Source organism: Streptomyces sp. NPDC050704 (genome assembly GCF_040654355.1).
Lineage (GTDB): Bacteria > Actinomycetota > Actinomycetes > Streptomycetales > Streptomycetaceae > Streptomyces.
Genome location: NZ_JBFAHW010000082.1, coordinates 30680 through 46737 on the forward strand (window position 1 = coordinate 30680; position 16058 = coordinate 46737).

6 protein-coding genes are annotated in these 16058 nt (G+C 72.1%); 5 read left to right on the forward strand and 1 reads right to left on the reverse strand.

All coding sequences use genetic code 11. The features are described from left to right. Positions 1–427: 427 nt before the first annotated feature. The gene (locus AB0I18_RS35950) at positions 428–1510 is read right to left on the reverse strand and encodes a helix-turn-helix transcriptional regulator (protein WP_363109884.1); all 1083 of its coding nucleotides are present in this window, start codon (positions 1508–1510) and stop codon (positions 428–430) included. A gap of 236 nt (positions 1511–1746) precedes the next feature. Here AB0I18_RS35950 and AB0I18_RS35955 point away from each other — a divergent pair, with 236 nt between their 5' ends. The 5 genes from AB0I18_RS35955 to AB0I18_RS35975 form a co-directional block, all read left to right on the forward strand. Further along, entirely contained in the window at positions 1747–2046 is a 300-nt protein-coding gene (locus tag AB0I18_RS35955; protein WP_363109885.1) for a hypothetical protein, read from the forward strand. A gap of 190 nt (positions 2047–2236) precedes the next feature. Further along, positions 2237–3565 (forward strand): MFS transporter, encoded by a 1329-nt coding sequence (locus AB0I18_RS35960; protein WP_363109886.1) that lies wholly within the window; start codon positions 2237–2239, stop codon positions 3563–3565. Positions 3566–3766: 201 nt separating this feature from the next. Next, positions 3767–4381, forward strand: a complete 615-nt coding sequence (cysC, locus tag AB0I18_RS35965; protein WP_363109887.1) for an adenylyl-sulfate kinase — start codon at positions 3767–3769, stop codon at positions 4379–4381. 14 nt (positions 4382–4395) lie between these two features. After that, the gene (gene cysD, locus AB0I18_RS35970) at positions 4396–5325 is read left to right on the forward strand and encodes a sulfate adenylyltransferase subunit CysD (RefSeq protein ID WP_363109891.1); all 930 of its coding nucleotides are present in this window, start codon (positions 4396–4398) and stop codon (positions 5323–5325) included. Between the two features lie 124 nt (positions 5326–5449). Beyond that, a partial coding sequence (locus tag AB0I18_RS35975; protein ID WP_363109888.1) for an amino acid adenylation domain-containing protein occupies positions 5450–16058 on the forward strand: 10609 nt, incomplete at its 3' end.

Below are 16058 nucleotides of genomic sequence, written 5' to 3' on the forward strand. Positions count from 1 at the left end.
CGTCGGCGGCACGGTCGATCAGGTGCGGTGCCGCTCGCGTGAGCTCGTTGACGGGCGGCGGAAGAGCGGCGTCCCCATGTTCAGCGGGAGTTGTGCGGGGATTCAGGCCCGAAGGAATGCGTTGCCCCGGCTGGAATTCCGCCTGGCGCGAGAAGAGCCGGCATCCTCTGTTCCTGCCGAATCGCTGGCTTCACCGCTGTCATCCCCCAACTGCTCATCGTTGAGCCGTTCCGTGACGCGTTCAGAGCACAGCAGATCTTGCCCTCCGCCGCCGTTCTGCTGAAAGGTGCCCGGGCATCCTGATGACGCACTACCGAAACCGGAAGGCACGGCAAATGCGTGCCAATCGCGACAAGGGGGGTGCCTCACTGTACGCAGCGGTCTGTGAACGGGGAGTTTCCGAGTGCCGCGGGCCCGCCGGTTGCCGTCATCTCGGCATCACCGCTGAAGCGGGCGTGACATGTGACGACAACTCCCGGGTCCGGGTCGCGAGATGGCTGTCCAGCGCGTCGGCCTGCGAGAGGCGATAGCCCAGTTCGGCTCTGCTGCGGGCGCCGAAGAGGGCTGACGCCCGCTTTATGTGTGTGCCGATGGTGCGCGTGCTCAGGCCCAGGCGCTTTGAGATGGTGCGGTCCGTATGGCCTTCAACCATCAACCGGAGGATCTTTGTCTGGATTTCGTCGGTGAGCCGGGGTGGCCGATTGTGCTCCGTGTTCCATATGACAGGTTTCCCCCTTTCCCAGACATGCTCGTGCATTTTCGCCAGGTACTGAACCAGACCGGGGAGCCGGATCGAGACGACGCACGGCTGTTGACCTTTCGCGGCGGGTTCGGGTAGGAAGGCGACCGAGCGATCGAAGATGATCAGTCGTTGGAATACCTCGTCCACCGTTCTGACCTCCGCCCCGGCCCGGGTGATCCGCTCGGTGTAGGCGAGGGTCGGCTCGTGAGAGCGCATCGCATGGCTGTAGAGGATCCGCTGGCGGACTCCGCGCGCGGCGAGATCCAGGTCGTGATCCAGGTTCTCGGCCAGTCCGTCGTCCTCCTGTTCGCCGTGGGGGTGGGCGGCCAGTACTTCCTCGCGGCACGCGTCGAGGGCCAGTTCCAGGGCCGCGCCGATGGTGTCCCTGCCGAAGAGCCGCTCGGTTCCCGCCTGATGCAGTTGTTCCTGCTGGTAGAGGGCCTCCAACGGGGACAGCGCCAGAGTCAGCGTGTCCAGATCCGCCTGATGCCGCTCGATCGCCTCCTCGATGGGGCGCCCCAGTTCCAGCGCGGCGACGGACGGCGGCACGGGAAGGTAGACGGCTGTGCTCATCGGGGTGCCCGCGGCCGCCTCACCGGCGGCCTGGCCCTGGCCTGCGCGGGGTTCCGGCATGCTTCTCGTGAGCCGGAGCAGCCCGAGCCGTGTCAGGCATTCCGGCGCTTCGCCCGCGATTTCTCCGGCCGCCAATGCGGCGCGGTACCGGGAGACGCATGAGCCGCAGAGAGGAGATCGGATCGAGGTGTCCACTTTCTCACATGGTGTATGCATGTGATCCCCCTTCGTGTTTGGGCACTTCGTGATCAGGATGCCTCGGATCGCTTCCGACCACGGAGCGGTGGAGGCACGATTTGATCGACTCAGAGCAGTCGCAAACGGCTCATCCATTGAACGACGGGGGAGGCAAGGGTGAGGCCGACATCGGCGAGAACTCGCGGTTTCTCAATGGGCTGTTCCTGTGCTACGAGAGAACGAATCGAGCACGAATGAGGGTTTCGGCAACCAGAGCCGGCAGTGGACGTGATCCGGCGCCGGGACTTCACGAGGCGCTCGGTTTCCTCACTCAGGCGCGTAAGGCCATCGGCGACGAGTACGGATCGGACGACCATCTCGTACACGCCGCTCTCCACCTCATCGACTGCACCACCGACGCCTGCGCGCTGCTGGCCGACACCGATGACCTGGAGGCGGCGCGTGAGGCACTCGCCGCTGCCCGCGCCGCGGTCGTCGCGGCGACCTGCGCGGTGCGCCACGTACACGACGGCCTGCGGTCGCGCACGTCATGAGCAGGGTCGACGGCGATCCGGAGTTCAACGCCGAAATCCGGAACCCGCACAACAACCGTCGCCACCGTGAGCCGTCATCGTCGTCGGCGCCCAGGACGGGCGTCCCGGAACGGCGGCCCGTCAGCAAATGACGTGGTGAGGCAGCACACGACGACAGACACACCTCGCGGAGTGTCGGGGGAGAAAAGGCATGGAGAGCCCGCAGACCGCAGCAGCGGACGGACCGCGCTCGCTGCTGCGGCTGAGCGCGTTCCGCGGCCTGTGGGCGGGGGACGCGGTGTCCCGGCTCGGGTACCAGATCGCGCTGTACCTGTTCCCGCTGCTCGCGGTGACCGAGCTGCACAGCAGCGGCACCCAGGCCGGACTGGTGGCGGCCTCGCAGTTCGTGCCCGTCGTCGTGCTCTCCCTGGTGGCAGGCGTCCTCGCGGACCGTGCCCGCACCCGCAGCCTCATCCTGATCTGCACGGTCATACGAGGTGCCGCGGTCGCCCTGCTCGGGGTCGGGTACGCCCTGTTCGGACTGAGCGTCTGGATGCTGATCGCCATCGCCTTCGTGGTCGGCTCGGCGACCGTCTTCTACGACGTCGGCTACCAGTCCGCCATCCCCAAGGTGCTCAAGCCCGGTGAACTGGCCGCGGGCAACGGCATCCTGCAAGCCAGCACCTCCGCGACCCAGATGGCGGGGCCGGCGCTGGCCGGCGTCTTCGTCCAGGCGGCGGGACTGCCGTTCGCGGTGACCATGACCTGCGCGCTCTTCGCCGGCGGGGCCATCAGTTTCTGGTTCCTGCGCATGGAGGAGTCCGTCGCGGCGCCGCCGAGCCGCCCGGGCGGGCGCGCGCTGCTCGCCGGGCTCCGGTTCACCTGGAAGTGCCGGCCCATCCGCGACCTGTGTGTGCAGTCGGGCCTGTTCAACCTCCACGAGCAGGCGTTCCTCACCGCGTTCCTGATCTACGGGGTCCGCGAGGCGGACATGTCGAGCGGCACGGTCGGCCTGCTCATCGGCGTCGCCAGCGTCGGCGCGCTCATCGGGTCGGTGGGCACCGGGCACCTCTCGGGCCGCCTGCACGCCGGGACGACGCTGGCCGCGGGAATGATCGCCGCGTCCCTGTCACTGCTCCTCGGAGCGCTGTTCGCCCAAGTGCTGCCGCCGCTCTGGGTGTTCGCGGTGGGCTTCCTGTGCAACGGCGTGGGTCTGAGCGCCTACAACGTCTACGTGATGAGTCTGCGCCAGAGCATCCCGCCGCAGGAGTTCATGGGATCGGTGACCGCCGCCTACCGCCTGGTCGCCCTCGGCCCGAACCCGCTCGGTGCGCTGCTCGGCGGCCTGCTCGCCGACGCTCTCGGTGCGGGCAGCGCCCTGGTCGCGGTCGCCGCGTCCCTCACGCTGACCTCCCTGCTGGTGCTGGCGTCACCGGTCCGGCGGGTGCGGCAGGTCGAGGACGCCCGCCGGGTCCTCCGGTCCCACCTGCCGGACACCGGCATCGCACGGCCCCTGGCGGAGGAGAAGAGCGACCTGTGAGAACGGCACTGCACGACAGCCCGCACGACAGCGTGGCACGCGCTCGCCGGCGCCGCACCGACCGTGAGGAGCGGCGGGCCGTCGCGGACTCCGCGCTGTCCCTCGACACCTCGACACCTCGATACCTCGATACCTCGACACCTCGATACCTCGGCATCTCGACAGTCAAGCCGTCCAGCGCGGAACGGGGGCGATACAACCATGGTGGTCCGTGACAGAAAGCGGCGGGAAGAGCACCCGGAGGCGCTCGGCAGCGCGACGGGGCGGCCATGTACCTGCGGGGTGACGGTGCTGCTCACCGGGTTGCCCAGTGCCGGGAAGACGACCATCGCCCGTGCGCTCGCCGCGCGGCTGGGCGGCGACGGGCATCGTGTCGAAGTACTGGACGGCGACGGCGACGAGACGCTTGCGTCGCTGTCGGCGGGGCTCGGCTCCTCGCGCGAGGATCGCGACACGCATCTGCAACGTGTCGGCCTGGTCGCGGAGGTGCTCGCCCGCAACGGCGTCATCGTCCTGGTACCGGTCGTCGCCCCGCACGCGGACGCCCGCGCCGCCGTCCGTTCGCGCCATGAACGGAGCCGTACCGCCTTCTTCGAAGTGCACGTCGCCACACCGGTGGAGGTGTGCTCCGAGCGTGACGTGAAGGGCCGCTACGCCGAGCAGGTGGCGGGCGGGACAACGGTGTCAACCGGTGTCGACGACCCGTACGAACCTCCCGTGGAACCGGACCTGAGGATCCCGGCGCACGCGCAGTCCGTCGCCGAGTCGGCCTCGATGCTGATGGAACTGCTCACCGAACGGAACTTCATCCGGTGACGCCGGTGACGCCGGTGAACCGGGTGGCGGCCGACGGGCCCGCGGAGCAGCTCCGGCTCAGTCATGTGGACGTTCTGGAGTCCGAGGCCGTGCACATCTTCCGTGAGGTGGCGGGGGAGTTCGAGCGGCCGGTGATCTTGTTCTCCGGCGGCAAGGACTCGATCGTCATGCTGCATCTGGCGCTGAAGGCGTTCGCGCCCGCGGCGGTGCCCTTCTCGCTGCTGCATGTGGATACGGGACACAACTTTCCGGAAGTCCTTGAGTACCGGGACCGTGTGGTGGCCGCACATGGGCTGCGGCTCCATGTGGCCTCCGTACAGGACTACATCGACCGGGGGGTGCTGCGGGAGCGTCCGGACGGGACGCGCAACCCGCTGCAGACCGTGCCGCTGACCGAGAGGATCCAGAGCGAGAAGTTCGACGCCGTGTTCGGCGGCGGGCGCCGGGACGAGGAGAAGGCGCGGGCCAAGGAGCGGGTGTTCAGTCTGCGGGACGAGTTCTCGCAGTGGGACCCGCGTCGGCAGCGGCCCGAGCTGTGGAACCTGTACAACGGCCGGCACGCGGCCGGCGAGCACGTGCGCGTCTTCCCGCTCTCCAACTGGACCGAGCTGGACGTGTGGCAGTACATCGCCCGTGAGGGCATCGAGCTGCCGGGGATCTACTTCGCTCACCAGCGTGAGGTGTTCCGGCGGGCCGGTATGTGGCTCACCGCCGGCGACTGGGGTGGCCCTCGCGAGGGCGAGACGGTCGAGAAGCGCCTTGTCCGGTACCGCACGGTGGGCGACATGTCCTGCACGGGCGCGGTGGATTCGGATGCCGTGACCCTCGACCAGGTGATCGCCGAGACAGCCGCGTCCCGGCTCACGGAACGGGGTGCCACCCGCGCCGACGACAAGATGTCCGAGGCCGCGATGGAAGACCGCAAGCGCGAGGGGTACTTCTGACGCCTGACACCTGTCACTCATGTCGCCTCTGCCGCTGTTCGTCAGAGCCCGCCGAGGCACGGTGACGTTCACACACCAGGAAGGCGCACGGAAAGCGCACGGGGAGAGCACGGGGAGAGCACGCATGGCACGTGTACGGGGACAGGCTCTATGCCGGGGAGCCGAGCCGGAATTCACCGAGGAGGACGCGCCGCACGCTGTGCGGGCGCTGCTGCGTGCCGCGGAGTCCGACTCCGGTGCGGCCGTCGTCACGCTTGGCCCGGACGGCTCCGTGACCAGGCAGTCGTATCCCGAACTGCTGTCGCGGGCCCGCCGATTGCTCGCCGGACTGCGGGAGCGCGGGGTGCGGCCGGGTGATTCCCTGGTGCTGTGCGGACTGCCGCTTGACGAGTTCTTCCCCGCCTTCTGGGCCTGCGTCCTCGGTGGCGTCCGGCCCGTGGCCATCGCGGAACCTCCCGTACCGGGCTCTCCGGCCCTGGAACGCCTCCGGCACGCCTGCGCGTTGCTGGACCGCCCGCTGGTGCTCAGCGACGCGGCCGGTGCGGCGGCCCTGGCCGAAGCCGCGCCCGGGCTCCGTGTCGCGGTCGCGGGGGACTGCCTGAACCGGCCGCCCGCGGACGGCCACGTCGAACCGGTCGAACCAAGAGGGTCCGACGTCGCGCTGCTGATGCTGTCCTCCGGCAGCACGGGCGTGCCCAAGGCCGCGCAGCTGACCCACGCCGGGCTGGCGGACTTCGCCGCGAGCACCCGGCGGATTCTGGACGTGCGCCCGGACGACACCATGGTGAACTGGCTGCCGGTCGACCACAGCGGGGCCTTCCTGATCTACCACCTGCTCGCCGTCTTCACCGGCTGCACCAACGTCCACGCACCGACCGAGCTGATCCTGGCCGAACCCCTGCGCTGGCTCGACCTCCTCCACGAACACCGGGCGCAGCACGGCTGGGCGCCCACCTTCGCCTACCAGCTCGTCGCGGACGCGCTCGCCGAGCGGCCGGCGGGCCACTGGGACCTCGGCGGCGTCAAGTCCCTGGTCTGCGGGGGCGAGCAGATCACGCTGCCGGTGATGCGCCGCTTCCTCGACGCGACGGCCGCGTACGGGATCCGGGACGGGCACATCGCTCCGGCCTGGGGGATGGCCGAGACGGTCACGGCCGTCACCTACGGCCGGCTCGACCGGCCGGGCACCGTGCACCGGCTGCTCAAGAGCAGCCTGGGCGGCGACCTGGTGCGGGCCGGCGAACAGACGCCGGAGGACGACTGCGTCACCTTCGTCGCGGTCGGCTCGCCCGCGCACGGCGTCACCCTGCGCATCGTCGACGACCAGGGAGAACCGGCGCCCGAGGGCAGGATCGGCCTGCTTCAGGTGAACTCGCCCGCCCGCCTCACGCCCGGCTATGTGAACAACCCCGAGGCGGACGCGGCGGCCTTCCCCGCCGGACGGGACTGGCTGGACACCGGTGACCTGGCGTTCCTCGACGGCGACCAGGTCGTGATCACCGGCCGCCGCAAGGACCTGATCATCCTCAACGGGCACAACGTCTACTGCCACGAGGCCGAGGAGGCCGCCACCGCCGTCGCCGGTGTCCGGCAAGGTGAGGTGGCCGCCTGCGGCATCCCGCACCCGGACCGGGGAACCGAGGAACTGGCCGTGTTCTTCGTGAGCCACGGCGCCGCCGAGGACACCCGGATCGCCGCCGAGGTGAAGGCGGCACTGTTCACCCGACTCCGGCTCACCGCGGCCCACGTCCTCCCGGTCCCGCGAAACGAGTTCCCGAGGACGCCCGCCGGCAAGGTACGCCGAACCGAACTCCGAGACCGCCTGACCAACGGCGATTTCGACACGGCCCCTGCCTCGGGTCCTGCTCCGGCCCTGCGTGCGGCTCCGCGCCCCGCCCCCGCCTCGCGCCCCGCCCCCGCCTCGGGTCCTGCCCTCGCCCCGGCCCCGGCTCCGCGTCCGGCCCCCGCCTCGGGTCCTGCCCCGGCTTCGGCTCCGCGTCCAGCCTCCGTCCCGCGTCCGGACCCCGCCTCCGCCCCTGCCTCAGGCCCGGCCCCTGCCTCGGGTCCGGCTTCGCGCCCCGCCCCCGCCCCCGCCCCGCGCCCCGCCCCGGATTCCGACGCCGTGACGCAGGTGGTGCGGGAGGAGATCGGTGTGGTGCTGGGGCGGCCGGTCGACGCGCACCTGCCGTTCTACGAGCTCGGGTTGAACTCCGTGCTCCTGGTCCGGCTGCGGACCCGTCTGGTGGAGCGGCTCGGGACGGAGATCGCTCAGACCGTGTTCTTCGAGCATCCGACAGCCGCCGCGCTCGGGGCGCATCTGTCCGCCACCGCCGTGTTCGCGGAGCACGGGGCCGACGGCGCCGCGGCGCAGGTGGAACCGGTAGAACAGGTGGACACCGGCTCCTCCTCGCCGGACGCGACGGACCGCCGTATCGCGGTCATCGGACTGTCCCTGCGCTTCCCGGGCGCGGACTCGGCGGAGGAGTTCTGGGCCAATCTGCGTGACGGCGTGGACAGCATCCGGGGCTTCGGCGAACAAGAACTCGCGGCGGCGGGCCTGTCCCCCGAAGAGCTGCGCGCTCCCGGCCTCGTACCCGTCGCCGGAATCCTCGACGGGGCCGAGGAGTTCGACGCGGACTTCTTCGGGATGAGCCCCAAGGAGGCCCAGCTCACGCATCCCGCGCACCGGCTGTTTCTCGAGTGCTGCCACCAGGCCCTTGAGGACGGCGGATACGCGGCGCCCCAACCGGGCACCAGGACCGGCGTCTTCGCGGGTTCCGGCATGAACCTCTACGACCACCAGCAGCAGCCCGCGGGCGGTTCGCCGTACGGGGCCCACGACCCGGCGGACCCCGCCACCGGCATGCAGACGGCCGTCGGCCGGCAGCCCGACTTCCTCGCCTCCAGGGTCGCCTACCGGCTCGGGCTCACCGGCCCCGCCATCGGCGTGCAGACGGCCTGCTCCACCTCGCTGGTCGCCGTGCACCTCGCGGCCCAGGCGCTGCTGAGCGGCGACGCGGACCTGGCGCTGGCCGGTGCCGCGGCCGTGCACCTCCCTCAGGGGACCGGCTACCGCAGCCATCCCGGGTCGATCCTGTCGCCCACCGGACGCCTTCGTGCCTTCGACGCGGACGCCGACGGCACCGTGGGCGGCAACGGCGTGGCCGCCGTCCTGCTCAAGCGGCTCGACCGGGCGCTGGCCGACGGCGACACCGTGCACGCGGTGATCCTGGGCTCCGCGGTCAACAACGACGGCGCGGGCAAGGTCGGCTTCAGCGCCCCCGGGGTCACGGGACAGGTCGAGGTGGTACGCCAGGCGCTGCGCAGGGCGGCCGTCCCCGCGGACACCATCTCGTACGTGGAAGCACACGGCACCGGTACCCGGCTCGGCGACCCGGTGGAACTCGAAGCCCTCGGCCGGGCTCTCGGCGAGGGCACCGGGCGCACGGGCTTCTGCACCGTCGGCTCGGTGAAGCCGAACATCGGCCATCTCGACTCCTGCGCCGGCATGGCCGGGCTGATCAAGACGGTCCTCATGCTGCGCCACCGCACACTCGTGCCGACGCTGCACCTGACCCGCCCCAACCCCGAACTCCGCCTGACAGGCGGACCGTTGACGCTGGCGGCCGAGCTGCGGCCGTGGTCGGTGCCGGACGGCCGGCCGCGCCGGGCCGGGGTCAGCGCCCTCGGCGTCGGCGGCACCAACGCCCATGTGGTGCTGGAGGAGGCCCCCCCGGTGCCTCCGGCGGCCGCACCCGAACTGCCCGTACTCGTACCGGTGTCGGCCCGCGACCCGCAGGCACTGGACGAACTCGCCGACCGGCTCCGCGACCGGCTGCGGGAGCTGCCGGAGCCCGCGGCCGCGGACGTCGCAACCACCCTGGCGCTCGGCAGACCGCACCGCGCGGCGCGGACCGCGGCCGTCGGCCGGACGGCCGCGGAGCTCGCCCGCGCACTGGAAGAGCGGCCCGCGCCGCCCGGTCGCCCGCCCGGGCCGCTCGCGTTCGCCTTCGCCGGACAGGGCAGCGCACGCCGCGGCATGGCGAGCGGCCTCTACGCGGCCTTTCCCGCGGCCCGGCGCATCCTCGACCGGTGCGAGGAGATCTACGCCGACGAGTTCGGCGGCACCCTGCTCCCGCTGCTGCTGGACGAGCCGGACGGACCGGATGGACCGGATGGACCGGACGGGCTGGACGGACCGGCGGAGTCCGCCGCCGGGAGCGAGGTCTGGCCCACCGAGACGGCCCAAGTCGCCCTGTTCGCCCACCAGTCGGCGCTCACCGAGGTGTGGCGCGTGGCCGGAATCCGCCCCGCGCTGCTGTTCGGGCACAGCGTCGGCGAGTACGCGGCCCTCTGCGCGGGCGGTGCCCTGACGCTGGCGGACGGTGTGCGGCTCACCGCGTGGCGCGGGCGGCTGATGCACCGGGCCTGCCCGCCCGGTGGCATGCTCGCCGTCCGCGCCGGCCAGGCGGCCGCGCGGCGCATCGCGGAGGCCGCCGGGGCAGGACTGGCCGCGGTCAACGGGCCGAACGCCCAGGTCATCTCCGGCTCGCGGGAGGCCATCGAGGAAGCGGTCCGGCTGCTCGACCAGGAAGGCCTGCGCCGGCGGGTGCTACCCGTCGACCGGGCCTTCCACTCGGCCGCGGTCGAACCGGCGCTGGGCGAATTCCGTGCCCACGCCGAACGGGTGGCGTACGCACCGCTGCGCGTCCCCCTGGTGACGGCGACCGACGGTGTGCCGCGACCCGCGGGCTGGACCGTCGACGCGGACTACCTCTGCCGCCAGGCGCGGCAGCCCGTCCGCTTCGACCTGGCCGTGGCCGCCGCTCTGGAGCAGGGCTGCGAGGACTTCGTGGAGATCGGCGCCGGGGAGGTCCTCACCGGCCTCGGCAGGCACTGCGCCCCCCGGAGCCGCTGGCTCGGCGGGCAGGGCCGGGGCACGCGAGCCGACCAGGTGGGCGGTCTCCTGTCGGCCCTGGGCTCGCTGTACGCCGGGGGCGCCGAGCTGGACTGGCCCGCGATCACCACCGGCGGCGGCAGGGTGCCGTTGCCGGGGCATCCGCTGCGGCGCGGCCCGGTGGCACGCCCGGCCGCACCACCGGTACAGGCCCCCGAGCCTTCCCCGGAACCCATCGCCCCCGTCACCCCGGAAGAGCCCATGGTGCCGAACGAACTACTGGAAGACATACGGGAGTTGACGGCCCGCAAGCTCGGCAGCGAGGCGTCGGACGTGGCACCCGACAGCTCGTTCTTCGAACTGGGCGCGGACTCGCTCTCCCTGATCGGCATGACGACGGAACTGGGGCAGCGGTACGGCGTGCGCATCCCGGTCCGGGAGCTGTTCGACTCGGCCGACACCCCTCGCAGACTCGCCGAACACCTGGCGCGGCTGCGAGGCGACACGGCAACGGCCCCGGCCGCCGAGCCACGCCCGGCCGCCGAGCCACGCCCGGTTGCCGAGCCGCGCGCGGCGGCGGACCCGCCAGCCGCCGCACCGCAGCCACGTCCCGAACCCGCCCTGGCACCCGCTCCGGCACCCGTCCCGGCTCCGGCACCCGTCCCCGCTCCGGCACAGGCACCCGCTCCGGCACAGGCCCCGGCCCCGGCTCCGGCCCCGGCTCCGGCTCCGGCCCCGGCACCCCAGGGCTCCACCGAGCTCCACGACCTGTTCGGACAGCAGCTGAGGCTGGCGGAGCACCTCGTCGACCAGGTCACCGGGGTGATCTCCCGCCAGCTCGACGTGCTGGCGGCCACGACGGCAGGGCCCGCCGCCGCGCCGCCCGTCGCCGCCCCGGTCCCGGCTCCCGCCGTCACTCCCCGGCATACTCCCGCCGCCGCCCCGGCCGCTGCCACCGTCCCTGCCCCTGCCCCTGCCCCTGCCCCGCCCCAGGCTCCGGCGCAGCCCGAACCCGTACCGGTGCCCGCCCCCGCGGTGCACGCTCCACCGGCGCCGGCGACCGGCTGCGACTTCAGCCTGTACTTCTTCGGCGACTACCCCGACGACACCGACCAGAACAAGTACGCGCTGATCATGGAGGCCGCGGAGTTCGCCGACCGGCACGGATTCCACGCCCTGTGGTTCCCGGAGCGGCACTTCGACTCCTTCGGAGCCCTCTTTCCCAACCCCTCCGTGCTCGCCGCCGCGCTCGCGGCCCGCACCAGCCGGGTCCGGCTGCACGCGGGTTCGGTCGTGCTGCCGCTGCACCACCCGGTCCGGGTCGCCGAGGAGTGGTCGGTCGTCGACAACATCTCCGGCGGCCGGGCGGGCCTGTGCTTCGCGAGCGGCTGGCACGCCACCGACTTCGCACTCGCCCCGCAGCACTTCGGCCGGCACCGCGAGGTGATGTACGAGCAGCTGGCGACCGTACGACAGTTGTGGTCGGGGCAGCCGCTGGCGACGACCGCGGGCGACGGCGAACCCGTGGAGATCCGCCTGCACCCGCGTCCCGTACAGGAGCAACTGCCCATGTACGTGGCCGTGGTGGGCAACCCGGACAGCTACCGGCGGGCGGCGGCCGAGGGCCTGGGCGTGGTCACCAACCTGATGACGCAGACCGTCGAGCAACTGGCCGAGAACATCGCCCTGTACCGCCGCACCCGCGCCGAGCACGGTCTCGACCCAGCGGCGGGACGCGTCGTGGTGCTCGTGCACACCTACCTCGGCGAGGACGCGGAACGCGCCCGGGCCGAGGCGTACCGGCCGTTCATGTCCTATCTGCGCTCCTCGCTGTCCCTCTTCGACCAGGTCACCAACAGCCTCGGCTTCGATGTCGACCTCGACAACACGCCTGAGGATGACATCGAGTTCCTGCTCGGACGTGCCTACGAGCGGTACTGCGACTCCCGCGCCCTGATCGGCGACGAGCACAGCACCGCCGGGACGGTACGCCGGCTGGTGGACGCCGGAGCCGACGAGATCGCCTGTTTCATCGACTTCGGCGTCCCGGCCCAGCAGGTCCTGGCGGCCCTGCCCGTGCTCGACCGGGTACGCCACCGCGAGCAGCAGAGCGAGCAGTCGGACGAGCGGCAGAGCGAGCCGCAGGGGAAGACGGCGCGAGCGCTGGAGAAGGAGAAGGGGCCCGAAGGAGGTCCTGAGCGGCTGCCGCTGTCGTCCGCGCAGCGCCGCATCTGGTTCCTGGAGCAGCTGCATCCGGGCACCAGCATGTACCACGAGCCCAAGGCCGTCCGGCTTGACGGCCCGCTCGACGTACCGGCGCTGCGCTGGGCGTTGCAGCGGGTCGCGGACCGGCACCCGGCGCTGCGCACGGTGTTCCGGGACGCCGACGGAGTGCCGTACCAGGAGATACGCGACCGCACGCGGCTGGAACTCCCGGTCGACGACCACAGCGGGGCGACCGAGGAGCAGGCGCTGCGCTCGGCGCTGGAGACCGAGGGGCGCCGGATCCTCGACCTGAGCACCGGCCCGCTGGTCTCGGCGAGGCTGCTGCGGCTGTCGGAGGAGCGGCACCTGCTCTTCCTGCTGGCCCACCACATCGTCTTCGACTCCTCCTCCACGGTGGTGCTGGTCCGCGACCTCGCCGCGTACTACCGCTCCTGGCCGCACGGTGAGCCCGTACTGCCGGACCTCACTGAGAACCTCACCGAGACACCCCCGGCCGACCGGCCGGACCCCGAAGGGCCCGCCGAATCCCTTGAGTTCTGGCGGCGTGAGCTGAGCGGCGCCCCGGAGCTCTCGCTGCCCACCGACCGCCCCCGGCCGCCCGTCAGGTCGGGCGCGGGAGCGGGCCTCACCCACGCACTGGACGCCGAACTCGTCGGCAGGCTGCGGACGTTCGCCGCCGAGCACCGCGCCACCCTCTTCATGACGCTGACCAGTGCCATCGGCGCGGTGCTCGGCCGGTTCAGCGGACAGCGGGACGTGGTGCTCGGCACCGCGGTCGCCGCCCGCCCGGCCGGCGCCGAACACCAGGTCGGCCTCTTCCTCGACACCGTCGCCCTGCGCCTGGACCTCACCGGCGACCCGGACTTCCCGACACTGCTGCGCCGGGTGCGGGAGAAGAGCACCACGGCGTACGAACACCTCGACGTCCCCTTCGACGAGCTGGTCGGCGCGCTGAACCCGCACCGCGATCCCGGCCGCAATCCGCTCTTCCAGGTGATGGTGGAGTACGAGAACGAGGGCGAGGTGGGCTTCGCCCCGCCCCGGCTGGCGGCCACGCTGCTGGACATGCCGAGCGCACGCGCCCCGTTCGACCTCAGCGTCTATCTCACGCACCACCGCGACGGCCTGCGGTTCATGGTCGAGTACGACACGGTGCTGTTCGACGAGAGCACCGTGCGGCGGTTCGTGGACTACGTGGAGCAGACGCTGCGCCGCGCCCTCGACATGCCCGGCGCGCCGCTCGGCGAACTGACCGCGGTCACCGACGCCGACCGGACGGCCCTGGCCCGGCTGGGACACCGGGACGAGCCGCTGCCGGACGTCGAGGACACGCTGCACGGGCTGTTCGAGCGGCAGGCGCGCCGGACGCCGGACGCCGTCGCGCTGGTGGACGCCGAAGAACGGCTGAGCTACCGGGAGTTGGACACGCGTGCGGGCCGGCTCGCCCGACGGCTGCGTACCCGGGGTGCGGTGCGCGGGGAGCGGGTGGCCGTGCTGCTGCCCCGCGGGCCGGAACTGATCACCGCCCTCCTGGGGGTGCTCAAGAGTGGCGCCGCGTATCTGCCCCTCGACCCGTCGGTGCCCACCCCGCGGCTCGCCACGCTCCTCGACGACGGCGCCCCGGTGCTGCTGCTGACCTCCCGCGCCGCCCTCGAACATCATCCGGACCTCGCGGCACGGCCGGCCGTGCAGTTGGTGGATGACGTGGACGAGGTGGACGACAGCCTCGCGGCAGGCCCCCTGGACGACGGGGCGCGCCCCGAGGACCCCGCGTACTGCATCTACACCTCGGGATCGACCGGCCACCCCAAGGGAGTGGTCGTGCCCCACCGGGGGCCGGTCAATCTCGTACGCGGGCATGTGGCGCGGCATCCCGCGCTGCGTACCCTGCAGTGGACCTCGCCCGCCTTCGACGTCAGCGTGCAGGAGATCTTCACCACGCTGGCCGCCGGAGCGGCGCTCGTCCTGATCCGGGACGAGGTGCGGCAGGACCCCGCGGCCGTCGCGGACTTGGTGCGCCGCCACGAGGTGCAGCGGATGTTCATGCCGTGCACCCCGCTGAAGTACCTGATCGAGACCGGCCCCGAACTGCCGTCCCTGCGCGAGCTGTTCTCGGCGGGCGAGGCGCTGCAGCTCACCGCGCAGTTCCGCGAATTCCTCACCGCACACCCCGACTGCGCTCTGTACAACCAGTACGGGCCCACGGAGACCTCCGTCATCGTCACCTCCCACCGCGTCGACCCGGGCGGCGAGGAGTGGCCGCCGATCGGCACCCCGGTGCCGGGCGCGCGGATCCTGCTGCTGGACGGCGCCGGACGGGACGTGCCTTCGGGCTCCGTCGGCGAGATCCACGTGGGCGGCGTACCGGTCGCGTACGGGTACCACGCACGGCCCGCCGAGACGGCCGCGGCCTTCCTCGACGACGGGGCGGGAGCGGTCCTGTACGCGACCGGGGACCTCGGGCGCTGGCGCACGGACGGCTCCCTCCAGTACTGCGGCCGCGCCGACGACCAGGTAAAGATCCGCGGCCACCGGGTCGAACCGGCCGAGATCCAGGGGGCGTTGGCGGCGCTTCCCGGCGTGCGCGACGTAGCCGTCGTGCCCCGCCGCGACCGGCACGGCGAGGCCGGACTCGTCGCCTATGTGGTCCCCGAGACCCCGGCGGACGACCCGCGCCGGCTGCGCGCGGCGCTCGCCGCGGAGCTCCCCGGCCATCTCGTGCCCGGCCGTTGGGTGCTCCTGGAACGGCTCCCGGTGAACGCCTCCGGCAAGCTGGACCGGGACCGGCTGCCCGAGCCCGCACCCGACGACCGGTCAGGGGCGCCGGACGCGGAACCCGCCACCCGGCTGGAGAAGACCCTGCACGAACTGTGGTGCGACGAACTGGACGTGGCCGGGGCGCCGGTGACCTGGTCCTTCTTCGAGCTCGGCGGCGACTCGCTGAGCGCGATGAGGCTGCTGCACCGGATGGCGGAGCAGCTGGACGTCACGGTGTCCATGGCCGACTTCTTCCGCGATCCGACCATCCGGGGCATCGCGGCACGCTGCGAACGGCCCGACCCCGTCTCCTCCGAGATCTCCGAGATCCCCGATATCTCTGCCATCGCGAAGGAGACCGCCGACTCTCCGCCGGGTCCGGTGGTGGACACCGTGCCGATGACCTCCACGCTGCGCAGGGTGTGGCGCCGGCACCACGAGCGGGCCGATCCCGGCGTCTACAACGTCGCCCACCGCATCGACCTGCGCGGCGAGCTGGATCCCGAGGCCTTGGAGCAGGCCCTGGCAGGTGTGGTGGACCGTCATCACGCGCTGCGCAGCAGGGCGGTACGGCGCGACGGCCGGTATCTCGTCGAGGTGTTGGCCGAGGTGCCCGTGGACCTGCCGGTCAGCGACCTCACCGCACACGCCGAGGACCCGGCCTTCGTCGAGCGCTGGTGCCAGGACCACGCCTCGCGCGGCTTCGCGATGGACCGCGCACCACTGTTCCGCTTCCGGCTGGCCCGGCTCGGCCCGGACCACTGGGTGCTGGTGACCGTGTTCCACCATGCGGTCTGCGACGGCTGGTCCATGGGCATCATCTGGCACGACCTGCAGGAGCTCTACCGTGCGA